Source organism: Bosea sp. OAE506, from assembly GCF_040546595.1.
Taxonomy (GTDB): Bacteria; Pseudomonadota; Alphaproteobacteria; order Rhizobiales; family Beijerinckiaceae; genus Allobosea.
Genome location: NZ_JBEPOB010000001.1, coordinates 618,874 through 643,352, shown reverse-complemented (window position 1 = coordinate 643,352; position 24,479 = coordinate 618,874). Strand labels below are relative to the sequence as shown.

Here is a 24,479-nt window from a genome sequence, read left to right as displayed (position 1 = left end):
TGTCGTCACAATGTCCGCCTCAGGGGGCGCACTCCAGATTGGGGAGCAATATTGCGCGCCGTTTGACACCCGAGGTCTGGGCCGACACGCCTACCGGTCACAGACGGACGACAAAAGCCTGGCGGCGAAGATGCTGCTCAGCCGCGCCCATCGCCGCGTGCCGCAAAGGTGCCGCCGCGACACCGCTTACGCATCACCTGCAGATCCAGGCGGTTGAAGACCTCTGCCAGCCTGTTCGCGACAGATGCGCCGTCTCGGCATGAAATGACGACCTGGCCGAACCGGCAGCGTCCGTCGGTAAATGGCTGCACCGATGCACCCGGCGCCTCATCGAGCGTCAGATCCTCGACCCATTGCTCGTTCCGTAACCGCTCGACCGCGTGCGGATCATAATCCAGCGTGCCGCCAAGCGGACTTGCAAGGATCTGGACGCCAGCCGGCATGGCGCGCCATGCGCTCAGTTGCGGCAGCAAGCCGACGGCATGCAGGGCAATCAATTCCATCGTGTCGACACCGGTCGATGCCTTGACGAGTTGCATGAGACCGTTTCCGCCGGCACGGGTCGACGCTTCGATGACGAATGGGCCCTGGTCGTTGACGACGATATCGGCGTCGAAGGGACCGTCGGCGTAGCCCAGCAGCTGGAAGACACGCTCGACGGCCGCCAGGACCTCGGCTTCCTGCGCTGCTGACAGCGATCCTGGCGTCCGATGGCCAAGCGTCGCCACCAGTGGTGCATCCGCCGTGAGCCGATCGGTGACAAGTCCGGCCGCGACCCGCCCCGCCTGCATCCAGCCCTCGGCCGTATGCTGCGATCCGCTGATCGCCTGTTCGACAATCGCGCGTCCATCGAGCGAGGCTGCCGCAGCGTTTGCGAGCGCATCCGGCAGAAGCGCCGCGTCATCGATCAGCCTGACACCACGCGACCCGCTCCCGAGAACCGGCTTGACGATCCAGGGACCGACCGGAGGCTCGTCGTCCTTCAAAGCCCATTGCGGTGCAGGCAACCCGGCAGAATGCTGGAAGGCCCTGAAGGCAGCCTTCGACAACAGCGCGGCCACCGCCGATGGCGACGGAGCGCTCAGACCGAGCGCATGTCCCACATGGGCGGCGGTTTCGACGGCGACATCGGACGCCGCGGCGATGATCCCATGCGCGCCCTCCTGTCGAACTGCTGCGAGCACCCGGTCGATGTCGCGCAGGTCGATATCATGTGTCGCGGCCGCCAATCTGTGCCCGGGATTGTCCGGACGATTGTCGATCGTCACCACTCTCGCACCCATCGACTGCAGACGCAGGATCAACGGGATCTGCTGCACGGAGGCAGCCAGCACGACAATGGTGGTGTTACGGAGCCGCGTGTCAGATCTCATCGGCGATGCGCCATTTCGAACGAGAGCCGCTGAGCAGTCGGTGCGACCGCGTGACATAGAGCATGATCATCGCCATGCCCGACATCAACATCGTCGACTGGACGCCCATCATCAGCATCAGGCTCGCCCATCCCGGGATCACCCCATCGGTCGTCAACCGGAGCCAGACAACATAAGCCAGCGAGGCGATCGTTGCCGCCATCGAGAGCGCAGCGATCGCGAGCATGATCCCGGTCGGCAGGCGCGAGTGGGTAAAGACGAGATTCAGCACCAGTCGCAGCGACCGGCCAAGCGTATAGCCTGACGTGCCGTGCCGGCGCGCCTGATGGGACACGGGAACATTGGCGCGTCGATCCGTCGCCGACAGCAAATCGGCGGACAGATAAGCGAAGCGGCCGTCATGCTCGAGTGCCTGATCGACGACGAAGCGGCGGCAGGCTCTGAAGCTGGTCAACGAGAAGCTGCTGGGAAGTCCAAACAAGCGCCGCAGCGTCCAGTCGACGACTTGACCGCCGAGATTCCGGAACCGGCCGTGGCGCTTTTCCTGATAGGCGCCGATGGCCAGATCGGTACCTGCTCTGATTGCCGCCAGAAGCGCGGGGATGTCCTCGGGTCGGTGCTGGCCGTCGTCATCCATCGTGACGACGATTGTGACATCGCGATCCATGCTGCCCATCGCGCAGAGCAGGGCGCCATGCTGTCCGGCATTCCGGGCCAGCCTGATGCCGTGGATGAACGAACCATGTTGCGCCCGCAGCGCCTCGATCGCACGCCAGGTGGCCCCATCATCGGGTGAGGCATCGTCGACGAGGACGATCCGGAAAGGATCAGGCCCGTGCGCGAGGACTGCGACGATGCCATTGACCAGCACTGGCAGCGCGACGGCTGAGCGGTAGCACGGAATCAGGACCGCAATCGTGTCGCTCACCTTGGGGCGTCCTGTCGGACCAAACCGATACCCTTGTAGTCGCCCCATTGCTGTCTGGCCGGCGCAATGCGCAGAATCGCCTCGCCGACATGATAGAGCGCCCGCGTGATGAAGCCGGGCCACTCCACGGGAGCAAGGAACAGCCGCACCGGCCAGAAATGCAGTTCGGCGCGATGTGTTACAGCGAAGCCGGCCGCGCGAAATACATCCAGAACATCGTTCAGCGGCATGTCCAGGACACGATGGAGATGGCCTTGATGGAACGGTTCGATGATGGCTACGCGGGCGCCGGGACGGACAGCCTTGTAAAGACGCTCAGCCGCCGTTTCAAGGTCACCCCTGTCCTTGCAAGCAGCCGAGAGGCATCCCAGCACGGCCGCGTGATCGAAGGCTTCCACCTCGTCGAGGTCGAAAACAGACATGACCTTCGCCTCGATCGGCAAGGCGCCGTTCAGCCTCCTGGCAATCTCGACAACGGCCGCTGCAAAATCGAAGCTGCCGACATTGGCGCCCTGACGGGCAAGATGGCGAGACAGGCGCCCCGTCCCAGCACCAACATCCAGCACATGAGCGCCGCTGATATTGCCCAGAACACTGTCGATAAACGCAAATTGATCGATTTCGATCAACGCGTTATAGCGGCGGTTGGTAAACATCGAGATGGCGCTGTCCGAATAGTGACCGGCTTTGCCATCCCAGAATTCGGGCGAACTGTAGACGTCCTTGCGCTTCCGACGATTACGCAACATCTCGAGGATAGCGACCATTTCAGGCTCCGGAAAGCTTTTTGACAGCAGCGACCACGCGATCGACATCGCTATCGCTCAACTTTGGCGACGTCGGCAGGTTCAAAACCGAGTCTGCCACGGCCCAAGCATTGCGTGAATCCCGGTCTGTCGCCAAATGAGTGAAACTGAAGCCGGTATCGACCCCAAGTTCAGCAAGCTGATGGTGAAATGCGATCTTGTCGTTCGCGACAAAGATCGGAAACCGAATAACCGTTCCGATGTCATCGACTTTCCCGGTCCAGACATCGATCGTCGACGTCGAGGCCAATGACTTTCGGTAACGGCTCATGATGGAGGCCCGGCGTGACTTTACCTCTTCCAGTCTGTCGAGCTCGCGCGAAAGAATCGTTGCCTGCCACTCGGCGAACCACTTCACATAATAGCCGTTCAGTCGCGGCGCGACCGACGCAGTCTCCGCAGTGACCCGCCCCTTCCAGGTAAAATTGAGGTTATAGAACAACCGGTACAGGAACGGCGTCGTCCCGACGACCAGCGCTGCAGCCGCCAACAGGGCCACGAGCCTTTCGCCGAACGAATAGGCTGCCAATCGGCTCGCGGCGACACGCTTGACGGCCATAGCCAGAGCGCGGTCGTCAGTGCCGACGAACCCGCCTTTTGGTGGGACGTTCAAAAGCTTCGAGCCGTCGAACGAGCCAAAGCACGCCATGCCAAAACTGCCCATCGGCCTACCGCCGATCGTGCCCTGAAATGCCGCGGCAATATCCTCGATCACAATGGCGCCGGCTCGCGTTGCAACATCGACAATACCTTCGATATCGCACGGATAGCCATACTGGTGCGTGGCCACAACGATGTCGCGTTCTGCGATCCGTCCCTCAAGTGCTTGTGCGGACATGTTTATGTCACCCGCGTCGTGATCGATGGTGACAACCTCACGGCCGGCCAGAACAGCGGCGTCGTGAACGGCATTGCATGTGTAGCCAGGGATGATCACGCGGCCGGAGACGCCGATCTCGTCGAGCGCGAGCAGCAACAACCAGAGTGCTCCCCGGCCTGACGCCGTGGGGACGACATGCTCGCGCTGCAGGATCGCTTGCAGTCTGACTGCCACTTCGGCAACGCGCGGTCCCGGGGTTTCGCCGGTGCCGAACGAACGGACAAGGTCGAGCACGCCGTAGTTGGGCGCATAGCGCGGTATCATGTCGCGACACCTGAACTGCGGGTCGAGGCAGGTGTCAGCGCCCGTCCTGCGATCCTGTTGCGCAAGTGGCGGCTCATTGAGACACCATACGCCATAGGGCCCCCTGTCGCCTGAAGAGAATGACGGTCGATGCCTGTTCGCCTGTCGACAACAGATAGGCGACATCGCATCGCGGCGCGGCCGTCTGCGTACAGGTCACGGTGAGGACCCGCGCGACGGTGAGCTCGCCACGGGTCACGGCACCAGCCGCAGGACCTCCCAAAAGACCCTCGCGCAGCGCAGCCAGGATGACCGTCATCGGCGGCGAATCATTCGATGGGACAAGAACCTCCGCGAGGACGACGGCTACGTCAGGCGACTTTCCGCCACTGAGCGTCAGACGCCGATTGATCTCCACCGCAACCCCGATATCGCGTAGGTTGCGAAGTCCATCCTCGCAGACGCTCGGATTGGCGCAAAGCGCGACCAGCGGCCGTCTCGCCTGCGTGAGCAGGGCCGCGAGCCTGTAGGTCTCGGCCGTGATCTGCGGAAGCGCCGGTCCGAACCAGACTTTGCTCCAGCCGAGTGAACCCGCCAGAGAATCCAGGCCGTTGAACTGGTATGGCTGGTTCTGGAAACTCAGCGTCCATGTGGAGTTTGCGGCCCGGGTCGGTCTCGGCGTGAAGTCCTGTCGACCAAACCAGACTGTATAGTTGCTCCTCTCGACCCCGCTTTGGATCAGAACTGCGTGAAGATCTGCAAGAAGCTGGTGCTGGCTCCTGAAATCCGCCCCGCCCGGCAGCTTCATCACGCTTGCCGTATCGCCATTCGCGGTTCCAGCCAGACCCAGAAGACAGGTTGCGAGCGTCAAAGCGGGGACCGGGCGTGCTGCCAGCAAAAGCCCCGCTATGGCGACCAATCCGAGCCCGAGCAGCAGCCAGATGACCGTCAGCGCGAAAGGGTCGGTGCGCACGGACTGCGGGATGGCGAGCCCGACCAGCATCACGGCAGCGCCCATCGCCACGACGAACCCAGCAATGGCTCGACGTGAGCCGGGAGCGAGCCTCTCGGCTGCTGACATCGCGAAGACGGCCGCAGGCACGAGAGCGATCTGAATATAGCTCGCGTAGAAGGCATGCTGGATGACGAAACTCGACAGCAGCGCAGTGGCGCAAAACAGTGCCAAGGGAACCAGTGCGCTGAGAAGCAGAGTTGTCGTCGGACGATCACGCGAGCGCGTCGACCAACCGATGGCGATCAGTACCGCGACCAGCGGTGGGACAACAAGCCGCGGCGTCGAGGGGGCCCAGGACGACAGCGGCGTCAGGAAAGCCTGTCCATCGCGCTGAAACGACATGGCGATATCCGAGGCGACGCTCAGCATGAATGTCAAAGGCAGGCCCAAAGCGTAGCCGCCGATCGAAAGAGCCGCGGCCATTGCGATGGCGCCCGCGGCAAAGGCGACGAGACGCGGCAGGCGCGCTGGCGCACTCAGGATCAGAACGGCAGCCGTCGCGCCTGCAATGCCGCCGCCAAAGGGATGAGCAGCGATCGCGGCAAACGCGCTGGCCCCGGCCGCGACGAAGGCCGAGCGCCTGTCGCCGCGAAAGCCCGTGAAAATCAGGGCAGTCGCCAACAGTCCGAGCGCGATGGCAGGGCCATCGACATAGCCGCGCGCGAAGGCGGCGACGAAAAGCGGATTGCCGGCCAATATGGCGGTGATCGCCAGGCGAAGGCTAGGTGTCGAAAGTGTCTCGCCGGCGATCCTGTAAATCGCAGTGACCGCCGTGAGGTAAAACAGGCCGACGAAGGCCACCTGCGCCGAGAGCGGTTCAAGCAGCCGGTAGAGGATCGCGCCCGGCACGACAACAGCCAGGCGCGCGCCGTGATAGTCCGTACCGCGGTAAAGATAGTTCTCTGCAGGCGTCAGAAACCAGTTGATGTAGAGTTGCGGGTCGACCCAGCCGATCGGCGGATAGGGCTGGAACGGGCCCCAGACCAGCAGCATAGCTGCGAATGCCAGCAGGCATCCATAGACTGAAACACTCAACCCGCTCCTGGAACTCATCGGCTTCTGTTCATCTGCTCTTGTAATACGCACTCAAGTCGGTCGGCGTCCTGTAGGGATAGCCAAGCAGCTTTCTCAGCTCCTCATCGCCGGTGAAGTCATCGCCGAGCAGGTCCGGGAGCGAGATCTGCTGCTTGAGCAGCGGGATCGTGTAGACGTGATTGACCGCCCGCCGCCGTGCCGCCGTCCGGTTCGCGCCGCCGGAATGATAGGTCATGCAGTCGAGCAGGATGAAGCTGCCGCGTGGCGCCGTAACCTTCGTCTCGATCGCCTGGATCATGTGATCCGACGGGAAGGCTTCCTGCTTGTGCGTCGCCGGCAAGACGCGCGTGGCGCCGTTGTCGGGTGTGAAGGCATCGAGGCAGAAGAGCGCATTGATCGCCAGTGGCCGTGACGACACGAAATGCTGGTAAGGCAGATCGCGATGGTAGGAGCCCTGGTTGTAGCGCTGGTTGTTGGCCGGGTTGACGATGCCGTTCTGCTGGTTGAGGACGATGGCGCCCCCGATCAGCCGGCGACAGACCTCGAGAACGGGCCGATTGGAGGCCAGTGCGATGAAAGCGCTGTGCGTGCTCAGCATCGCCCGGATCGTGTTGTGTTCATCGATCGCGGTCAGATGATCCAGACCGTAACGCGAGACCAGACCCGCATGGGCTTCGTCGAACGCCGACGAGAAGGCATCGAGCTCGGCCGTGGAGTAGCCCCCGTCAAGCACGGCATAGCCCAGGAGCCGCAGCGACTCGACGGCCTCGTCGGTCGCGCTGGCAACCTCGATCTGTTCGCGCACGCCGTAGCGGGCGACCGCGCTGCTTGCCTCGCTCATCGAGAACCTCCTTGAATGATCCAAGCCTTCTCGACCATGATCGACGAAGCGGCCTGCAGCTGATCTTGTCGGTCGGCTATCATGATGTTTGCTCGCAGGAAAGGGCGATCAGACGCTCCGTCATGCGCCGACGAGCAAAGGTCAGGCTGCCTTGCGGGCAAGGACAAACCGCGAGCCACCGACGGGAAGCGGGAACCCGGCCATGATCAGCCGCCTTTCGACGTCGAGCATACCTGCAAAGAGACGATCGACCGACCCGGGAAGCGTGTGCTCGCTGGCCGGATTGACCAGTGAGCGCTTTCGCTCCGCCAGTCGCTTGGCAAACATCAGCGGCAGGAGCGTGGTCACGAACGAGGTCTGCGTCACGATCGACAGTCCCGCACGCTGGCACTTCTGCGCGAGTTCCCGCCGGGCATAGCGGCGCTTGTGGTGCGAGAAGGCGTCGACCTGGCTCCAGAGCCACTGGTGCTGGGGCACGGACAGAAACAGCTGGCCGCCCGGCTTCAGCGACTTCGCCATCGCCGCGATGGCCTGCTCGTCGTCGGTGATGTGTTCCACGACATCGAACGCGCAGACCAGATCGAATTCCTCGACGAATGGTATGCGCGTCGCGTCCATCTGCATCAGCTGGACGCCGTGTCCCAGACGGGCCGCCGCATAAGGAAGCCCGTTGGCATAGATTTCGGTCGCAACGATGCTGGCCGCCGGGAGCACGTCCTGCAGCGCCATCGTCACATATCCCGTGCCGCAACCGACCTCCAGCACCTGACGGGCATCCGACGCGTAGCGGCCGACCAGACCGGCAATGAGGCGGTTGCGCGCGCGGAACCAGAAGCTGCGATCCTGCACGGAATCGAGGCCACTGTGCGCGTCCGATGACATCCCGTCATTCTCGAGCGCGAGCTCGGGCGCGAAAGCATGAAAGCCATCGATGGACTGCGGCTGATACCCGCAGGTCAGACAGCGCCAATCGATGTCGATTGCGCGCGCCCCGCAGGTGAGACAAGCTTTCATTATCCGTTCCCTGACTGGGGGCTGTCAGCGCGACCGCAGACCCTCGCTGAGGCCGGTCCATGCCCTGTTTTGCGAGCCCGTGCAATCGCAGCGACGCTTGCTGCCCCTTGCTTGCGCTTTTGGCGCAACCAAGGCAGAAACGGAGCAGAAAAAAATGCGTCGCGGCGAGGCGCTCCACGATATCGATTGTCGGAACCGATAGAGAACAGGTCGGATACAGCGAATGACTAAAGCTTACCCTTTCAATCGACCGACGCTTGCCGGAAGCGAAGTAGAGGCAATACTCGATGCCATCGAGCGTCGTCACATATCGGGCAATGGTAGCTATACGAAACAGTGCCATAATTGGCTTCAGAACTACATTCGCGGCTCAAAAGCGCTTTTGACCCATTCCTGTACTGCGGCGCTTGAAATGTCGGGCATATTGGCAGGACTGGAGCCCGGTGATGAAGTGATCATGCCCTCATTCACGTTCACCTCGACGGCCAATGCATTTGTGCTTCGTCGTGCGACGCCTGTGTTCGTCGATGTCAGGGAAGACACGCTGAATATCGACGAAACACTGATCGAGGCGGCCATCACCCCCAAAACCAAGGCGATCTGCGTCGTGCACTATGCCGGTGTCGCGGCCGAGATGGACGCGATCATGAGCATTGCCGCGAGGCATGGTCTGTTCGTGATCGAAGATGCGGCGCAGGCCATGTTTGCGACGTATAAGGGCCGGCCTCTCGGCTCGATCGGTCACATGTCGGCTTTCAGCTTTCACGAAACGAAGAATATCATGTCGGGTGAGGGCGGCGCGCTCATCGTCAACGATCCCTCGCTGCGCGAACGTTCGGAAATCATCTGGGAAAAAGGCACTGACAGGGCCAAGTTCGAGCGCGGGGAAGTCGCGAAATATAGCTGGGTCGATGTGGGGTCGTCATTCCTGCCGAGCGATATCATCGCAGCCTTCCTGTTGAAGCAATTGGAGAGCGGCGCGGAAATCACGCGATCGCGGCTCGAAATCTGGAACCGCTACCAGACGGCGTTTCAGCACAAGCATAATGCCGGTGTCGCGCGGTGCCCGACCATTCCCTCGCACTGCGCCCATAACGGTCACATCTTCTTTCTGCTGGTCTCGGAAGCCTGCGAGCGCGACCGGGTGCTTGCCCGCGCCAGGGCGGAGAACGTGAGTTCGATCATCCATTATGTGCCGCTGCACAGCGCCCCTGCCGGCCTGCGGTTCGGGCGGCTCGGCTCGACGATGGCGGTGACGGACAGCATCGCGTCGCGGCTGATCAGGCTGCCGCTGCATGTGCAGCTAGACGAGGGCGATCAAAGCTACATCATCGATGTGATGACGAGGGCCCTCGAGAACGCTCCGGCGACGGTCTGAGCGCGTCGCCGGCGTCTGCAGGAGGCCCGCCTGGCATCCTGCGGAGACGGGGTATCGCCAGATCGAGCCGATCGGCGCCGTGCCGTCGCAGGCAGCGGAGAATAGCCTGCCTGATGACCCGGACTTGCCGAACGACCCGTCGGTCAGGCCGATCCTCCCCAATGCTACAGCCCCCTCGCATGCGGCGGACGCCCGATCCGGCCTCCGGCGCAAGCGCGGCGAAAAGGTGGGGAGATCATTCGAACAAGCCGGACGGAACCGGGTTTGATTTGAGTTGAGCGAAGGTCGATGCCGGCCCGCAGCGCATCAGCGTGTCGATGATGCTGACGCCCTGCTCGAAGGGCTCCATCGCCTGGTCATAGACCGGGTAACCCGCGTAATTGGCGTAAACCACATCTACATGTGCCGCGTCGAACTGCGGCTGCTCGATGTAGGATTTCGCAGCCGGTCCGGACAGATAAAGGCTCGCCTGACGTGCGACGCAGATTTCAACCAGGCGCCCCGTCGGGTCGGCCGCCTGTCGGGGCACGATATCGGTGCGCAAGAACGTCGTTGAAAGGCCGATCATCGTCGTCAGGCCACGGATGAAATGCAGGTTGACGTCCGTGAGGCGCTCGAACTTGCCGGCCTCCGAGTACAGTGTCTCGAGTTGGGGCCCGATCTCGCCGTAATAGGGCGCCTTGCGATAGGCGTGAACGATGCTCATCCAGTGCTTGCGGGCCCAGTTGGGCTCGGCGATCGTCACATCAGCAATCGAGGCGTGGAACGCTCCCTTCGTGTTGACGGGGATCGTCAGCCATAACAACTTGCCATCCTGAACGATGAGGTTGCGGTTTCGCCAGTCGCGCTTTGTAAATTGAACGTCGTCGAAGATCAGGAATTCATCAACGGCGGAAACGATGTCAAAATAACCTTTCCATGGAATATAGTTTGATTGCAAGATCGCAATCGTTTTTTTGCTAGTATTTTTGAACATTTCGTCCGCCGGCGCGCGAAGCCGCTCCCCTTCTGGCGTTGTGTGCAGTCGATTTATAACATCGTGGCAGGCGTGCCAACGGAGAACGTCTGGTCGTGTCCGCGATGGTCAGGCCAGTCCTGGCCGAGCAGGCGGATTGGCGGTCGGCACGGCACCAGACCCAGCGGCACCGCCTGATCAGATGGGTCATGGAGGATGTGGTTTCGACCACGCCAGACGGACTCGACGCCGCCGGGCTTTGGGCTCATCAGCGCATTGACAACTGGCCCCATCTCCCTTCAATCGCCGCCGATCTGCCAGATGGCAGCAGGCAGGTCGCCACGGGGCGCGTTATGAGGGCGGTGGTTCACTGACTGGAAGCCTGCAAATGCCTTTGAGTTCGCGGCAATCCTTGTCGCCCGTTTTGCGGCTCAGATGACTCTATCGAAATGTGGAATTGGTTTGGGATCGCGTAGGATCGCTATGAAGGATACATTCTTGAGCGTCGTCGGGGATTTTGCCCGCGAGCATGTCTTCGCCCGGCCGATCAGGCTGACTGATGTGCCGTCCTGGCAGTCCCACATCCCTTTCGCGTTTTTTCTTGTCGGGGCGTTTCAGCCGCGAACCTTCGTCGAGCTCGGGACGCACAAGGGCGATTCCTACAGCGCCGTCTGTCAGGCCGTGACATCCCTGTCCCTGGACACACGCTGCTTTGCGGTGGACACCTGGCAGGGAGACGAGCATGCTGGCGCCTATAGCGACACTATTTTCAACGAGGTGTCCGAGCACAATCAGGCGCATTTTTCCGCGTTCTCGACCCTGGTCCGGGCGCGCTTCGAGGATGCCGTCACGCAGTTCGCCGACGGCTCGATCGACCTGCTCCATATCGATGGACTGCACACCTATGAGGCGGTCCGAAACGACTTCGAGACCTGGCAGCCGAAGCTGAGCGACAGGGCGATCGTCCTGTTCCACGACACGCAGGTTCGCGAGGGCGATTTCGGCGTCTGGAAGTTCTGGGCGGAGTTGCGCGAGCGCTACGTCACGACGGAATTCCGCCATGGCCATGGCCTGGGTGTTCTCGCCTACGGAACCCAGTCCTCGCCGGAGCTGCGCCGCTTCTTCGAAGCCGACGAGCCGACCTGGTCGATGATCGAGCTGTTCTTCGAGCGGCTGGGTCTTGCCTGCCGCGGCGTCGGCACCGAGCTGATGCTGAGGGGCGATATAAGGCGCCTGCAGGCCGAGTATGACCACGTCCGGCAAGTCGTGTCTGACCAGGCCGAGGCCTACCAGCGGGAGCAGGACCACCTGAAGCAGGTGGTGCTCGATCAGGCTGCAAGAAGCGATCACGAGCAGACGCACCTGTTGAATCTTCTTGCGAACGAGAGAGGCCTGCTCGACCAGAGCAGACGAGCGCTCGATGAACTCAAGGCGTCCGCGCAGCGTGTCGAGGATAAAAACCAGGCGCTGCTTGGCCGTAACAGCGATCTTGAGCTCGCCAACACGACCCTTGCCGGGAACCTGAGCCGCAGCGAACAGGAGCGGGACCTCAAGCAGGCCCATCTCGATGCGATCGCCCGGTCCCTCAGCTGGCGCGTCACGAGGCCGTTGCGGTTGGCCAGGCGGATCGTTCGCAGGACCGGCGCTGCAAAGCCAGTCGCGGCTGGCCAGGGCGCTGGCGTGTCGCCGCAAGCGAGGCAACCGAACCTCCAGGCGGTCCCGAACCAGTCGGCGGAAACTGCGGGTGCGTACCTCGCCGAGCGCATTGTTTCGCTCCGGCTGCCGACATCGGTCGATGCGCCTGTTGTCTCGATCGTCATCTCGACCTATGGAAATCTCGGCATCACCTATGATTGCCTGGATTCGATCGCGAAGAACGCGCCGAACTGCTCCATCGAGGTGATCGTCGTCGACGACGCCTATCGGGGCGACGAGGACATGTCGCTTCTCGGCAGGATCGAGGGCATCCGGTTTATCCGCAACGAGACCAATCTCGGCTTCCTGCGCAGCTGCAACCATGCCGCGACACTGGCGCGCGGCCGGTACATCTTCATGCTCAACAACGACACGCTGGTGCTACCTGAAGCGGTCGATGCGCTTGTGAGCCTGCTCGAAATGCGCCCGGATATCGGGATGGCCGGTTCGAAGCTGATCTTTCCGGATGGTCGGCTGCAGGAAGCCGGTGGCATCATCTGGCGCGACGCCGCCGGCTGGAACTATGGCCGCGGCGACGATCCGAATCTGCCGCGGTACAACTATCTCCGAGAGGTGGACTACTGCTCGGGCGCCGCGCTCATGGTCCGCAGCGACCTTTTCGCCGAGCTGGGCGGGTTCGACGAGGCCTTCCTGCCGGCCTATTACGAGGATGTCGATCTGGCGTTCAGAGTGCGGCAGAAGGGTCTCAAGGTGTTCTACGAGCCACGCTCCGTCGTGGTCCATCTCGAAGGCATGTCCCACGGCACCGACACGGGCAGTGGGATCAAGGCGCACCAGCTCGTCAACCAGACGCGCATGCGCGAGCGCTGGGCCGAGATCCTGGATGCCAGGCATTTCGCCGACGCCGCTTCCGTCGGGCGCGCGTGCGATCACGACAGCCGCCGCAAGAACATTCTTGTGGTCGACCATTACACGCCCGAGCCCGACAGGGATGCCGGATCGCGCAGTGTCATGGGCATCATGGATGGCCTGCTGGACGCAGGGTGGGTCGTCAAGTTCTGGCCGCACAACCGCGCCCATAATCCGTTCTACGTTTCGGCGCTGGAGCGGCGCGGCATCGAGGTTCTGGACGGCCGTACTCCCGAGGACTTCGACACCTGGATGCAGCGCAACGGCCAGCAGCTGGATCACCTCCTGGCGATCAGGCCTGAGATTGCGGCTGACATCATCCCGCAGCTGTTCCGGCGGACCCGGGCCGTGCGCAGCTATTACGGCGTTGATCTGCATTACATGCGCATGCGGATGCAGGCGGGACAATCGGGTGACCGGCAGCTGATGGCCGATGCCGACCAGATGGAACATCTGGAGCGCTCGGTCTGGCGCAATTTCGATGTCGTGATTTATCCCTCCGAGGAGGAGGCGACCACGGTTCGGCTTTCGGCGCCCCAGATCCTGGCGCGGGGCATCGTGCCGTTCTACTTCGATCCGTTCCCGGCACGTGTGACGCAGCCGGAGGAGCAGCGCCTGCTCTTCGTCGCCGGCTTTGCTCATCCACCCAATGTCGATGCCGCCACTTTCCTGATCAGCGAGGTCGTGCCGCTGCTGGAGGCCTGCATCGGTCCGGTCAAGGTCACTCTGGCCGGATCGAACCCAACAGAGGCCGTCAAGGCGCTGCAGAGCGAGACCGTCACCGTCACCGGCTACATCTCGGACGAGGCACTCGCCGCCCTTTATGACAGCCATCGCGCAGCGATCGTGCCCCTGCGGTTCGGCGCCGGTGTCAAAGGCAAGGTCATCGAGGCTCTCAGCCGCGGCCTGCCCCTGGTGACGACGTCGATCGGCGCGCAGGGCATCATCGGTCTTGACAAGGTCGTCACCGTTTGTGACGACGCCGCCGGATTGGCGGAGGCCCTTCGCCTGTTGATGACCGACGACGATGCCTGGATGGCCCGCTCCCGTGGTCAGATGGCGTTTGCGCAGGAGTTCTATTCGCGAGCCGCGATGGGAGCTTCGGTCCTGGCGGCCATGAAGGCTGCGGAGGCTGTCCGCGCCGGCTGACCTGTTGCGGTCGCAGCCTGCGTGGCGCGTTCACTTCGATCCGGGCTCGGCCTGACCAGGCTGCATGCGTGACAGGCGCGTCGCAATTGCATGATACCCGCCGCCGGCCAGGCCGGCGCGGCGAACATGATGGGAACAGCGTGTGATGAACCGTGATCTGGCAGCCGAGATGGGGGAGGGCGCGGAAGCGCCGGCCGCCCAGTCCGCGCGCCTTACCGTCGCTGTCATCATCCCGTGCTATCGCGTGCGTGCTCACATCGAGACGGTCGTCCGTAACGTGAAGGACCGTGTCGATCATGTCTTCGTGGTCGATGACAAATGCCCCGAGAACAGCGGAGCGCTGGTCGTCCAGCAGTTCGCGGGCTGCAACGTCACGGTGATCACCCACGAGGTCAATCAGGGCGTCGGCGGCGCGATGATGACCGGTTACCGGGCCGCCGCGCAGGACTACGATCTCCTCGTCAAGATGGACGGAGACGATCAGATGGACCCTGATTTCCTCGATGTCCTGGTCGCGCCGGTTTGTCTGAACGACGCCGACTACTCCAAGGGAAACCGCTTTCACGCCCCGCATTATCTAAAGCAGATGCCGAAGATCAGAATCTTCGGTAACGCGATGCTGTCTTTCCTCAATAAGATGTCGTCGGGTTACTGGAAGTTGATGGACCCGACCAACGGATACACCTGTCTCGATGCGAAGGTCGTCGACAAACTCGATTTTGAAAAAATCGACCGGCGGTTTTTCTTCGAATCGGATCTGATCTTTCAACTGGGCCTGATCCGCGCGGTCATCGTCGATGTGCCGATTCCGGCGCGTTACGGCGACGAGGTCAGCAATCTCAGTGCGCGCAAGGTCCTGGTCCCGTTCCTGCGCAAGCATCTGACGAATTTTTGTTCGCGGTTCTTCTATCAATACGTTCTGCGGGACTTCAACATCGCGACGATCTGGACGCTGTTTGGCGTCCTGATGTTCGGCTTCGGCGTCGCGCTGGGCTCGACCTATCTGGGCAGGGCGCTGATCACGGGCGAGCCAACGGCGCTTGGCATCATCATGATGTCGGCGATCAACGTCACGATCGGTCTCCAGCTGCTGCTGTCGGCTCTGGCCTATGACATCAACGCCGAACCGTCCCGTGCGATCGCGCGATATCTGCGGCGGCCACAGCGGGCGATCTCGGGTCTGCGCTCGACTGGACTGCGTGGGAGATAGCGCCTAAGCGTTCGCCGCACGCAGTGAGACAGATCGATGGGCCTGGGACCAAGGCGTCGAGATTTCCGGCACAGGCGGTTCTCCATCGACGACGCGTCCGGACGGCAAAGACGGGGTATGATGCGAATGGCGGATCGGTTCTGGAGGAGGCTGCCTGTTTTTGCGCCTCTGACAAACGCTTGGACGCATCGGCAACTAATCCGCAAGTTCGTCGTCCGCGAGATTGTCGGGCGTTATCGCGGCTCGATCGGCGGGTTGTCATGGTCGCTGGTCCAGCCCATGGCGATGCTCGTGGTCTATACCTTTGTGTTCTCGGTGGTGTTCAAGGCGCGTTGGACGGCCCAGAACGAAGTGGCCGGCGTCAGTTTCGCCGTCGTTCTTTTCGTTGGCCTGATCGTGCAGGGACTCTTCGCCGAGTGCATCGGGCGGGCGCCTGGCCTCATCGTGAGCAACGCGACCTTCGTCAAGAAGGTAGTGTTCCCGATCGAGATTCTGCCCGTGGTCGCTATGGGGTCGGCCTTGTTCCACAGCCTGGTCAGCTTTGGCGTGCTCTTCATTGCCATGATGATCGCAGGCAATCCGTTTCACTGGACGATCCTGCTGACCCCGCTGGTGCTGGCTCCGTTTCTCCTGCTGGTGCTCGGCCTGACCTGGTTCCTGGCCGCGCTCGGCGTGTTTCTCCGCGACATCGGGCAGATGATCGGGTTGCTGGTCACGGCCTTGATGTTCCTGTCGCCGATCTTCTATCCGATGTCGGCCATCCCGGAGGCATACCGGACCCTGATCCTGCTCAACCCGCTGACATTCCCTGTCGAACAGGCTCGCGATGTGCTGGTCTGGGGGCGGATGCCGTCCTGGAGTGGCCTTGCCCTTTACACCGCCATCAGCTGGACCGTGGCGGTGGCGGGGTTCGCCTGGTTCCAGCGGATACGCAAGGGGTTTGCCGATGTCCTCTGACATCGCCATCGGCGTCTACGGCGCCGGCAAATGCTATCTCGTCTACGACAGGCCGGAGGACCGCCTGAAGCAGGCCGTCTTCGGTCGCGCCGCGCAACTCCTGAACCGGCCGATCCCGCGCTACTTCCGCGAATTCTGGGCGCTGCGCGAGGTCGGTTTCGAAATCCGACGGGGCGAGACCGTCGGGATCATCGGACGCAACGGGGCCGGCAAGTCGACATTGCTTCAGATGATCTGCGGCACGCTGACCCCCACTGTCGGCCATATCCACACTCAAGGCCGGATCGCCGCCTTGCTGGAGCTGGGGGCCGGCTTCAATCCCGAGTTCACCGGACGCGAGAACGTGCAGCTCAACGCGTCGATCCTCGGCCTCTCGGATGCGGACATCGAGACGCGCTTCCCGGCCATCGCGGAATTTGCAGGGCTCGGCGACTTCATCGACCAGCCGGTCAAGACCTATTCGAGCGGGATGTCGGTCCGACTGGCTTTCGCCGTCATGGCTCATGTCGATGCCGACATTCTCATCATCGACGAAGCTCTGGCAGTCGGCGACGCGTTCTTCGTCCAGAAATGCATGCGCTTCTTGCGTGATTTCGCGCGTCGCGGCACGCTGCTCTTCGTCAGCCATGACAGCTCGGCTGTGCTGTCGCTGTGCGACCGCGCAGTCTGGCTGGATAGCGGCACCCTGGTGCAGGACGGCACGCCGAAAGAGGTCTCGGACGCCTATCTCGCCAAGCTCTACGAGAGCCGGCAAGGCCAGGATTCCGGCCTGCGCAAGGACCTGCCGGACAACGACGTCCAGCTGGCCTTCGACCAGGGAGAGCCGTCGCAGGGCGAAGGCTCGGACCCGGCAGATGCGGGCGAAGCCGATATGCGGGACTTGCCGGCGCCGACGGGCGTCGCATCATTCGGCGCCGGCGGCGCTGTCATTAGGGCCGTGAACGTGCGCGACCAGTCCGGGACGCCCCTGCTCAGCGTCGAGGGCGGCGAGCATGTCACGGTCGAGATTGTCGCCGACGCGAAGATCGACCTCGCAAGTCCCATTCTCGGCTTCCATCTTCGCGACAGGCTTGGCCAGAACCTCTTCGGCGAGAACACCTATCTCACCTATGCCGAGCAGATGCCTCATGTCCGGGCCGGCCAACGCATGCGCGCGCGGTTCAACTTCCAGATGCCGTATCTGGTGAATGGCGACTACATGGTCTCGGTCGCCGTCGCGGACGGCACCCAACTTGACCATGTCCAGCACCACTGGGTGATCGATGCGATCACCCTGAAGTCGAACTCGCGCCACAACTACCGAGGTCTGCTCGGCATTCCCGGCATGACCGTCGATCTGCGGGTCGCCAGCGACGCCGCAGATCCCTGATGGACTGCCATCCCTGCTCCGTCTGTACCGGCTGCGAGACAGCGGCTGCGCAGCTCGTCAACCACGCCCGGTCTTGGGCGCGAATTTCGCGGTGTGCCGTCCTTTTTCGAACGCGACGATGCTGTCGTAGACATGCATCGATTGCGTCGTGCGCGTAAATTCTGTCGGCTCCAGTTCGCCGCGGGCATGATCGGCGTTGAGCTCGTCGATGAAATGCTTGCAGCGCTCGATGAAGCTGCCGGCGCGCCTGAGCCCGCCCTCATATTCATCCCAATAGGCGGTGTGCAAATCCTCGACCATGTAGACCGTGTTCCGGTCGAGGAGCGGGTAGAGATAGTCGAAGGTCGCGCTCAGATCGCCCATGTAGTGGCTGCCATCGTCCAGAACGATGTCGGGCACGCCGAATTCCTCGATCACCGTCTTGAGGAAGGCCGTGTCGGACTGGTTTCCGATCCGGACGGAAATCTGATCCTCCTCGAAGTCGCGGCAGCTCTCGTTGATGTCGATTCCGACGATCCGGGCATGGGGTCCCAGAAAGCGCTTCCACATCTGCAGCGAGCCACCCTGACCGCAGCCGATCTCGAGAAAAACGACGTCGCGGTTCACGAACCGGCTGAAATGTCTCTCGTAGATCGGGAAATAATGCTTCCACTTGTGAATGACCCGAGCATCATTGGTCAGGAAGTCGAGCCACAAGGAATTCATCACAACCATCCGAAATTGAATTTTCGTCCGTCGCCGAGGTGGCGCATACGCGCGCCGGCGACATCCACTGCCTCAGGTCGCAGCCGCCGAGCTAGTAGGGTACGCGCCGGCTTTTGACAACAGAACGAGACCGGGGCGGCCCAGGACCGCCCGCGCCGCTGGCTCCGGTCCCGGGGCGATCACCTGGCCCTGAAGCGCTCGTCGATGGTTTTCACAGCAAGGTCGATGTCGGCCTTGTCGGCGAAGGCCAGGAGAGCCCCGTACTGCACTTCGATCATCTGGATGAGCACATGCCGGGTCTCGAGCGGCAACTCGCGGGCAAACACGCTGAGTTTCGGCACCTGGTTCCATCGGATACGATAAGTGTCAGAGAAATAAAGATAAATTCCCGATCGCGTAAAGCCGTCCGTGAAGCTGTCGCCGAGAATCGTCAGCGGCTTGAGCAGGCGTGGCCCGGTCGTTGGAAAATGGATGCTGAATTCGAAGATGCCTGTGGGAGGATCCTGCCGGAAGTCGGGCGGCATGGGCCAGTCCGGCTTCACCACCAGCATGTCTTCCTTCGGCGATCGCAGCAGCGGCATGAATGTGGCGATGCCACCGCTGAACCGTTGGGTCGCGATGCTGAGCGGATGCGACCAGATCGTCGCCGGCTTGTCTTCGGCGGCACTCGCCAGTGCGACCACGCGTCGGGCGACTTCAAAAGCACCCGTGTCGTTCCAGTGGAAATCGGTCTTGTGAAACACCTGGCGCGACTTCGCCGTCTCACGCAGGATCGCCGTTGCATCGACGACAGCAATAGACTGGGCGCTGGCGAGCGAGCGCTCGAGTTGCCTGATCCGCGGGTTCTCCTTGGCCGGCAGGGCCGAGCCCGGGACCATCTCGGGGTAGAACCGGTCCGCCATCTCGTTGAGGACGAAGATGGTCTGGATGCCGTTGCGCTTGAAGGCATCCGACAAGGCGACGATGCCGGCCCGGACCGCCTCCGAATTGATGGCGAGGTAGGCCTCGACATTGGGTCGCTCGACATCGAGGACGCTGCGATAGAACAGCCAGCCGCGAGATCCGATATGGACGCGGTCGGAGGTTTTGAAGAGCGAATAGTCGATCTGCGTCTTGATGCGGATCAGCAGTGCACGCAGCCCGAAATTGTCGTTGAACCAATCGCTGGCGCCGCGGACGAGCTGATGTGAGGCCTCGAGGCCCTTGGGCCAGGCCGCGAGCACCCGGTTCTCGATCAGCGGCTGTTCCGGTATCAGCCTCGTTGCCATCTGGCCCAGCGGCGCAAGGACGAGGGTGGCGAAGATCAGCACGAAACCGAGGCGGAGAAAGGCTGTCATCGTCGCTCAGAACCGGAAATAAATGAACGGATTGAACCCGTTCGTGGCGATCAGCGAGAGGGAGTACACGAAGACGACGAGCGCGCCGACATTGATTGCGGCGATCCGCCAGGCCGGAAGGTCGTCTGCGAGCTCGAGCCGGGCGATATTGAAGGCCGACAGGGACATCACGACGCCGACGAGCAGGAAGGTGATCCGGTTCGGGGTCATGATCAGCCAGATCGCGTCGCTGAGCGGGATGCGTCCGGTGCCCGACATCGTCGACAGATAGGACAGCGCGGCGTCGATGGTCGCAGCGCGAAAGAAGACCCAGCCGATCATCACGAGCAGGAGCGTCATCGCCCAGCCGGGCAGTCCCGACGGGCTCCACCCAAAACGGTGGTGCAGCAGCCGCTCGAGCACGAGCAGGACGCCGTGCCAGAGGCCCCAGACCAGAAAGGTGATGGCTGCGCCATGCCAGAGGCCGCACAGCGCAAAGACCAGTGTGAGGTTGAGATAGGTGCGCAGCGGACCGGCGCGATTGCCGCCGAGCGGGATATAGAGATAGTCGCGAAACCAGCGTGACAGCGTCATGTGCCAGCGCCGCCAGAATTCGGTGATGCTCCGGGATCGGTAGGGCTGCTCGAAATTCTGCGGAAAGCGGAACCCCAGCATGCGTCCGAGTCCGATCGCCATCGTCGAATAGCCCGAGAAATCGAAGAAGATCTGCAGCGTGTAAGCGACGATCCCGAGCCATGCGTCGCTGAACGTCAGCGCGCCGGCCGGCAAGGCGAAGACCCTGTCGGCGACGAAGCCGGCATTATCGGCAATGATGATCTTGCAGCCCAGCCCGAAGCAGAACAGCACGATCCCGGTATGGACGTCGGTCAGGCTGCTCCAGCGATGGCGGATCTGGTGCTGGACTTCGGCGTAGCGGACAATCGGGCCCGCTATCAGCTGCGGGAACAGCGTGTGGTACATCCCGAAATCGACCACGCTCTGCGTCGGACGGACTTCGCTTCGATAGGCATCGACGATGTAGGAAATGCCCTGGAACGTGAAAAACGAGATCCCCGCCGGCAGAAGAATGTCGGTGGACGGCACGCCCAGCGCCGCAAACAGACCCGCCACCGGGGCAGGCGCCGTCTGCATCAGGAACATCCAGTATTTGTAGTAGACCAGCGGCAGCAGGTTCAGGACGATGCCCAGGATCAGGAACGCCCGGCGACGGATCTCGCTGCGATCCGAGGCTATGGCGACTGCCACGATCTGGTTGACGATCACGGAGGCGACGAGAATCCAGAACAGAGCGCCCGCATCGGTCCAATAGAACAACAGGCTCGACACCAGCAGCAGCGCATTGCGCCAACGCATCGGCGTGACAAAATACAGCGCGAAGAAAACCGGCAGGTAGAAAAAAATGAACGTTGGCGAGCCGAAAGACATGGCGCTAGGGTTTCAGCTCTTCGAAGACAGGTCTTGACGGAGACGCGTCCAGGGTCCGCCACGCGAAACGGACAGGATCGCGAGTGTGACGCCGTCGCGTGGCGTCATTTCTGCAGGCAGAGTACGAATACGCCACCGCAGCTGTTCGATGCGATGCCATGACGTGCCGATTGTACGAAGCGCCAGACCGCCTTCGAGAAGCCGACGGCCTTCGCACGGTCGAGGATGTCCCAGCCTGGCAACTCGAATACCAGCGAGCCCTGCTCGCTCATCGGATTGCCGTGCCATTCCGGTTCGGTCAGATGGACCAGCTGGCCATTCTCGATCCGCGTTTTGACGATCGAGGCCTGCTGGTTGAACAGGAACGGACAGGTTCCGACATGCCAGCCACCGGGCTTCAGCACCCGGAACATCTCCGACAGGCCGACATCGAGGTCGGGAACATGCTCAAGGACTTCGGTTGTCAGAACCACGTCGAAGGCGTTGGATGCAAATGACAGCGCGGTCAGATCTTCGCTGTTGATCGGATAAAGCCAGTGTTTGACGTCGTCACTGGCGGCATATTCCGAGCCGATGAACTTGGCGAAACGGCCCCTCAACAAAAACGCGAGCTCGGTTATCGCCTCGGCCGCATAGATCTTGGTTTCGTATCGGTCGAGGTTGGGAACGCAATGGCTCAAGGCGAGCAGAGCGGCGCGGTGACGCGAGATCAAGCCGCCGGCCAGTCCCGATTCCCGATAATTGGCCGGGTTCCAATCGATGTCGGGTCCGGCGAAGGTTCGTCCGGTGACCGGCTCGATGATGCCATTGGCCTTGGACCACTGGCGGATCTCGTCCGTGACCGCATCGTCCATGAAGCGCTTGTTCTGAGCCTGCCAGGAGAGCCAGGCATCCAGACTGTCGAAGTCTACTTCGGTCGTGTTGCTGTCGGTGCTCGAACTGGACATCTGAATTCCCGCGGCCGGTCTGTGCCCTGTCAATGATCCGAAACCCCCGCCCATGGCAAGTGGTCGGTCGCGCCTGGCGCGCCGGGGAGGGCGCGCAGGTCACCAGCCTGCGCCGTCGGCGGCGCCGGCGTCCGCGACCCGGCGCGGCGGTTTGCAGGTCAGCGGGCTTCGGTGGGGTCTCGCTGCCAGCTTGTTGGGGCCCTGGTATTGGATTATGGCGCCTACGCCAGTTCAGCGGTGAAATCTCCGTGCGCTACCGAGAGAATGGAAATTGCGTAACCTAGCGTCAGATTACCGCCCGGATATCGACGGCCTTCGTGCGGTCGCGGTTTTAGCGGTTATATTTTTCCATCTTGGCGGCGATGTTTTCAAATTCGGTTTTCTGGGCGTCGATCTGTTTTTCGTTATATCCGGCATTCTGATTACACGAATCGTTCAAGGGAACATTTCAAACAAATCATTCTCACTGCGACGATTTTATGAGTGGCGGGCTCGCAGAATATTGCCTGCTCTCGTCAATGTTATCGTTTCCGTTTATTCAATCGGTTGGCTTGTGCTTTTGCCGACGGATTTTGAACGTCTGGGCCGCCATATCGTCGGGGCGGCATTGTTCGTTTTCAACGTCCAGTTCTACATGGAGGTTGGCTATTTCGACAAAGAGGCCGCCCTCAAGCCGCTTTTGCACCTTTGGTCACTCGGTGTCGAGGAGCAATTTTATCTGATATGGCCGATAGTAATCATTGTCTGCTTCAAATTAAATTTCAAGCTGATGTATTTTGGATTTATTGCGTTTTTTGCCTCGCTTTCCTGCTATCTGTATTTGCAGTCAGCAGCTCCGGCCGGCGCGTTTTATCTTCCGAGCGCGCGCGTGGGAGCTGATGGCCGGGGCGTTGTGCGCGCTGACAGCGCGGCGCCTTCCGCGGCATCTGGGTCCGCTGGCGGGGCTTGTCCTGATCTCCCTTGCGCTTGCCGGCGTGTCCTCGTCGGCTCTGGGCGTCGCGGGCCCCCGGCTCATCGCGGTGCTCGGCGCCTGCGCCATCGTCGCGTCCCGAACCGGTTCTCCGGTCGGCCACGTGCTTGGAAATCCGTTGATGCGGGCTTTGGGTGCGATCAGTTATCCGCTCTATCTGTGGCACTGGCCCATCCTGTCGTTCCTGCATGTGCGCTACGGACTGGAACTGCCTGCGTCCTATGGTGTGGCGGGCGTTGCAGCCGCCTTTGGGCTTTCAGTCCTGACCTACCGCTTCGTCGAAATGCCCATTCGCCATGCGAACTCACGGTTCGACTGGCCAAAGACGCTGGCCGCTGCCGTCGTGGTGTTGGGTTTGCTCGGCGGCGTCACGGCGCAGCAGGACGGCTTTCCAGGCCGCTTGCCGCAGGAGGTTCGCGCCATCCTCGGAACCAAGATCGATCTGGCGAGGGACGCAAGGGTTGGCCGCTGCTGGCTCAGCAGCACGATGTCGCCCGATGAACTCTCGCCCGAATGCCTGCCCTCCACAACCTCCGACAAGCCTGCGGTCTGGATCTGGGGCGACTCGCATGCCGCGCGTCTTTATGTCGGCGTCGAAAGCGAGTTCGGCCAGCGTTACGGGGTCGGGCAGATGACCCGCGACGGATGCCCGCCGGTGCTCGGTGTCGGATACGAACTGTGCCGGACGGCGAATGCCGCGGCAGTCGACGCCATTGTAAAAGCCAAACCAGCGACGATCGTGCTTTACGCGGCGTGGAGTCTCTATGCGTCCCCGCAGGCGGACGATCCATTGTATCGTAATCTGCTCGAGACGTTGCAGCGCCTGTCTTCGGCTGGAATCAAGAACATCGTCGTGATCGGTCCGCCGCCGCACTGGAGCGACGAACTGCCAGCCCTGCTGCTCAGGGCATGGACGGCGACGGGAACGGTCCCTTTGCGCCTGTCCGGCCATCTCAATGCCTCGTCGAAGCCGATCGATCTGGCGTTGCAGCAAGTGGTGCGAGGCACAGGGACGTTCATATCCCTGCTCGACATCCTGTGCGATCCGGACGGGTGCCTGACGCTCGTGCCCCAAATGAACGGGGCTGTCTTTGCACCGGATTACGGTCATTTTTCCGGGCCCGGCGCTGGATTTGTCGCCGGTTCAGACCCGTTCCGCAACGCCTTGCGCTAGGTCCTCCGACAGGGGACGGAGAGCCAGGGCCGGGACGCGTTTGCGGCCACGGGTCCATTCGCGATCCACAGAGACCGGCTCAGGCGTCGAAGGAGGCGATCACGATCCGGCCTGGCAACAGGTTTGTGATGCAGATCAAGCGCAGCCTGGAGTCAAATACACAAATTTCGTATCAACGGCCAATTCCGTGTTTGGGTTGCAAT

The 24,479-nt window shown here is 62.0% G+C and carries 18 protein-coding genes and 1 pseudogene; 7 read left to right on the top strand and 12 right to left on the bottom strand.

Annotated features, from left to right (window positions below):
• Positions 1 to 137: 137 nt before the first annotated feature.
• The 7 genes from ABIE41_RS03080 to ABIE41_RS03050 form a co-directional block, all read right to left on the bottom strand.
• Positions 138 to 1,373: an ATP-grasp domain-containing protein gene (locus ABIE41_RS03080; protein ID WP_192643355.1), complete on the bottom strand. Its 1,236-nt coding sequence runs from the start codon at positions 1,371 to 1,373 to the stop codon at positions 138 to 140.
• Entirely contained in the window at positions 1,363 to 2,301 is a 939-nt protein-coding gene (locus ABIE41_RS03075; RefSeq protein ID WP_192643354.1) for a glycosyltransferase, read from the bottom strand. The genes ABIE41_RS03080 and ABIE41_RS03075 overlap by 11 nt, the downstream gene beginning before the upstream one ends.
• Complete coding sequence (locus ABIE41_RS03070; RefSeq protein ID WP_192643353.1) at positions 2,298 to 3,116, bottom strand: class I SAM-dependent methyltransferase; 819 nt, start codon at positions 3,114 to 3,116, stop codon at positions 2,298 to 2,300. The genes ABIE41_RS03075 and ABIE41_RS03070 overlap by 4 nt, the downstream gene beginning before the upstream one ends.
• Positions 3,070 to 4,251: a DegT/DnrJ/EryC1/StrS family aminotransferase gene (locus ABIE41_RS03065; protein ID WP_192643352.1), complete on the bottom strand. Its 1,182-nt coding sequence runs from the start codon at positions 4,249 to 4,251 to the stop codon at positions 3,070 to 3,072. The genes ABIE41_RS03070 and ABIE41_RS03065 overlap by 47 nt, the downstream gene beginning before the upstream one ends.
• A 73-nt stretch (positions 4,252 to 4,324) precedes the next feature.
• Positions 4,325 to 6,238 (bottom strand): hypothetical protein, encoded by a 1,914-nt coding sequence (locus ABIE41_RS03060; RefSeq protein WP_192643351.1) that lies wholly within the window; start codon positions 6,236 to 6,238, stop codon positions 4,325 to 4,327.
• Between the two features lie 70 nt (positions 6,239 to 6,308).
• The gene (locus ABIE41_RS03055; RefSeq protein ID WP_192643350.1) at positions 6,309 to 7,121 is read right to left on the bottom strand and encodes a phytanoyl-CoA dioxygenase family protein; all 813 of its coding nucleotides are present in this window, start codon (positions 7,119 to 7,121) and stop codon (positions 6,309 to 6,311) included.
• A gap of 141 nt (positions 7,122 to 7,262) precedes the next feature.
• Entirely contained in the window at positions 7,263 to 8,135 is an 873-nt protein-coding gene (locus ABIE41_RS03050) for a class I SAM-dependent methyltransferase (RefSeq protein WP_192643349.1), read from the bottom strand.
• A gap of 223 nt (positions 8,136 to 8,358) precedes the next feature.
• Between ABIE41_RS03050 and rffA the strand changes: the two genes are divergently transcribed.
• Positions 8,359 to 9,513: a dTDP-4-amino-4,6-dideoxygalactose transaminase gene (gene rffA / locus ABIE41_RS03045; RefSeq protein ID WP_192643348.1), complete on the top strand. Its 1,155-nt coding sequence runs from the start codon at positions 8,359 to 8,361 to the stop codon at positions 9,511 to 9,513.
• A 235-nt stretch (positions 9,514 to 9,748) separates the two neighbouring features.
• On the opposite strand, the gene ABIE41_RS03040 is transcribed toward rffA, so the two are convergent.
• Positions 9,749 to 10,489, bottom strand: coding sequence for a WbqC family protein (locus ABIE41_RS03040; RefSeq protein WP_192643347.1), 741 nt, complete (start codon positions 10,487 to 10,489; stop codon positions 9,749 to 9,751).
• Positions 10,490 to 10,966: 477 nt separating this feature from the next.
• On the opposite strand from ABIE41_RS03040, the gene ABIE41_RS03035 reads away from it, so the two are divergent.
• From ABIE41_RS03035 to ABIE41_RS03020, 4 genes are all read left to right on the top strand, one after another.
• Entirely contained in the window at positions 10,967 to 14,182 is a 3,216-nt protein-coding gene (locus tag ABIE41_RS03035) for a class I SAM-dependent methyltransferase (RefSeq protein WP_192643346.1), read from the top strand.
• A gap of 145 nt (positions 14,183 to 14,327) precedes the next feature.
• Positions 14,328 to 15,392: a glycosyltransferase family 2 protein gene (locus ABIE41_RS03030; protein WP_210320959.1), complete on the top strand. Its 1,065-nt coding sequence runs from the start codon at positions 14,328 to 14,330 to the stop codon at positions 15,390 to 15,392.
• Positions 15,393 to 15,518: 126 nt separating this feature from the next.
• On the top strand, positions 15,519 to 16,349 hold the full coding sequence (locus ABIE41_RS03025) for an ABC transporter permease (RefSeq protein ID WP_192643345.1): 831 nt from the start codon (positions 15,519 to 15,521) through the stop codon (positions 16,347 to 16,349).
• Positions 16,339 to 17,718 (top strand): ABC transporter ATP-binding protein, encoded by a 1,380-nt coding sequence (locus ABIE41_RS03020; RefSeq protein WP_192643344.1) that lies wholly within the window; start codon positions 16,339 to 16,341, stop codon positions 17,716 to 17,718. Before ABIE41_RS03025 ends, ABIE41_RS03020 begins: the two co-directional genes overlap by 11 nt.
• Before the next feature lie 57 nt (positions 17,719 to 17,775).
• Here ABIE41_RS03020 and ABIE41_RS03015 read toward each other — a convergent pair whose 3' ends face one another.
• The 4 genes from ABIE41_RS03015 to ABIE41_RS03000 all read right to left on the bottom strand — a co-directional run bounded on the left by ABIE41_RS03015 (position 17,776) and on the right by ABIE41_RS03000 (position 22,132).
• Positions 17,776 to 18,423, bottom strand: a complete 648-nt coding sequence (locus tag ABIE41_RS03015; protein WP_192643343.1) for a class I SAM-dependent methyltransferase — start codon at positions 18,421 to 18,423, stop codon at positions 17,776 to 17,778.
• Positions 18,424 to 18,602: 179 nt separating this feature from the next.
• On the bottom strand, positions 18,603 to 19,760 hold the full coding sequence (locus ABIE41_RS03010; RefSeq protein WP_192643342.1) for an alginate O-acetyltransferase AlgX-related protein: 1,158 nt from the start codon (positions 19,758 to 19,760) through the stop codon (positions 18,603 to 18,605).
• A gap of 6 nt (positions 19,761 to 19,766) precedes the next feature.
• Positions 19,767 to 21,113: an MBOAT family O-acyltransferase gene (locus ABIE41_RS03005; RefSeq protein ID WP_192643341.1), complete on the bottom strand. Its 1,347-nt coding sequence runs from the start codon at positions 21,111 to 21,113 to the stop codon at positions 19,767 to 19,769.
• Positions 21,114 to 21,289: 176 nt separating this feature from the next.
• Entirely contained in the window at positions 21,290 to 22,132 is an 843-nt protein-coding gene (locus ABIE41_RS03000) for a class I SAM-dependent methyltransferase (protein ID WP_354191741.1), read from the bottom strand.
• Between the two features lie 271 nt (positions 22,133 to 22,403).
• Here ABIE41_RS03000 and ABIE41_RS02995 point away from each other — a divergent pair.
• A pseudogene (locus tag ABIE41_RS02995) lies at positions 22,404 to 22,916 on the top strand (acyltransferase family protein); the annotation flags it as partial.
• Position 22,917: 1 nt separating this feature from the next.
• A complete protein-coding gene (locus ABIE41_RS02990; RefSeq protein ID WP_354193360.1) occupies positions 22,918 to 24,276 on the top strand; it encodes an acyltransferase family protein in 1,359 nt (452 codons plus the stop codon).
• Positions 24,277 to 24,479: the final 203 nt, after the last annotated feature.

Coding starts and splice junctions, on each gene's coding strand:
- ABIE41_RS03080 (WP_192643355.1), bottom strand. CDS start 1,373: ATGAGATCTGACACGCGGCTCCGTAACACCACCATTGTCGTGCTGGCT.
- ABIE41_RS03070 (WP_192643353.1), bottom strand. CDS start 3,116: ATGTCGATCGCGTGGTCGCTGCTGTCAAAAAGCTTTCCGGAGCCTGAA.
- ABIE41_RS03065 (WP_192643352.1), bottom strand. CDS start 4,251: ATGATACCGCGCTATGCGCCCAACTACGGCGTGCTCGACCTTGTCCGT.
- ABIE41_RS03060 (WP_192643351.1), bottom strand. CDS start 6,238: ATGCTGCTGGTCTGGGGCCCGTTCCAGCCCTATCCGCCGATCGGCTGG.
- ABIE41_RS03055 (WP_192643350.1), bottom strand. CDS start 7,121: ATGAGCGAGGCAAGCAGCGCGGTCGCCCGCTACGGCGTGCGCGAACAG.
- ABIE41_RS03050 (WP_192643349.1), bottom strand. CDS start 8,135: ATGAAAGCTTGTCTCACCTGCGGGGCGCGCGCAATCGACATCGATTGG.
- rffA (WP_192643348.1), top strand. CDS start 8,359: ATGACTAAAGCTTACCCTTTCAATCGACCGACGCTTGCCGGAAGCGAA.
- ABIE41_RS03040 (WP_192643347.1), bottom strand. CDS start 10,489: ATGTTCAAAAATACTAGCAAAAAAACGATTGCGATCTTGCAATCAAAC.
- ABIE41_RS03030 (WP_210320959.1), top strand. CDS start 14,328: ATGAACCGTGATCTGGCAGCCGAGATGGGGGAGGGCGCGGAAGCGCCG.
- ABIE41_RS03025 (WP_192643345.1), top strand. CDS start 15,519: ATGGCGGATCGGTTCTGGAGGAGGCTGCCTGTTTTTGCGCCTCTGACA.
- ABIE41_RS03020 (WP_192643344.1), top strand. CDS start 16,339: ATGTCCTCTGACATCGCCATCGGCGTCTACGGCGCCGGCAAATGCTAT.
- ABIE41_RS03015 (WP_192643343.1), bottom strand. CDS start 18,423: ATGAATTCCTTGTGGCTCGACTTCCTGACCAATGATGCTCGGGTCATT.
- ABIE41_RS03010 (WP_192643342.1), bottom strand. CDS start 19,760: ATGACAGCCTTTCTCCGCCTCGGTTTCGTGCTGATCTTCGCCACCCTC.
- ABIE41_RS03005 (WP_192643341.1), bottom strand. CDS start 21,113: ATGCGTTGGCGCAATGCGCTGCTGCTGGTGTCGAGCCTGTTGTTCTAT.
- ABIE41_RS03000 (WP_354191741.1), bottom strand. CDS start 22,132: ATGTCCAGTTCGAGCACCGACAGCAACACGACCGAAGTAGACTTCGAC.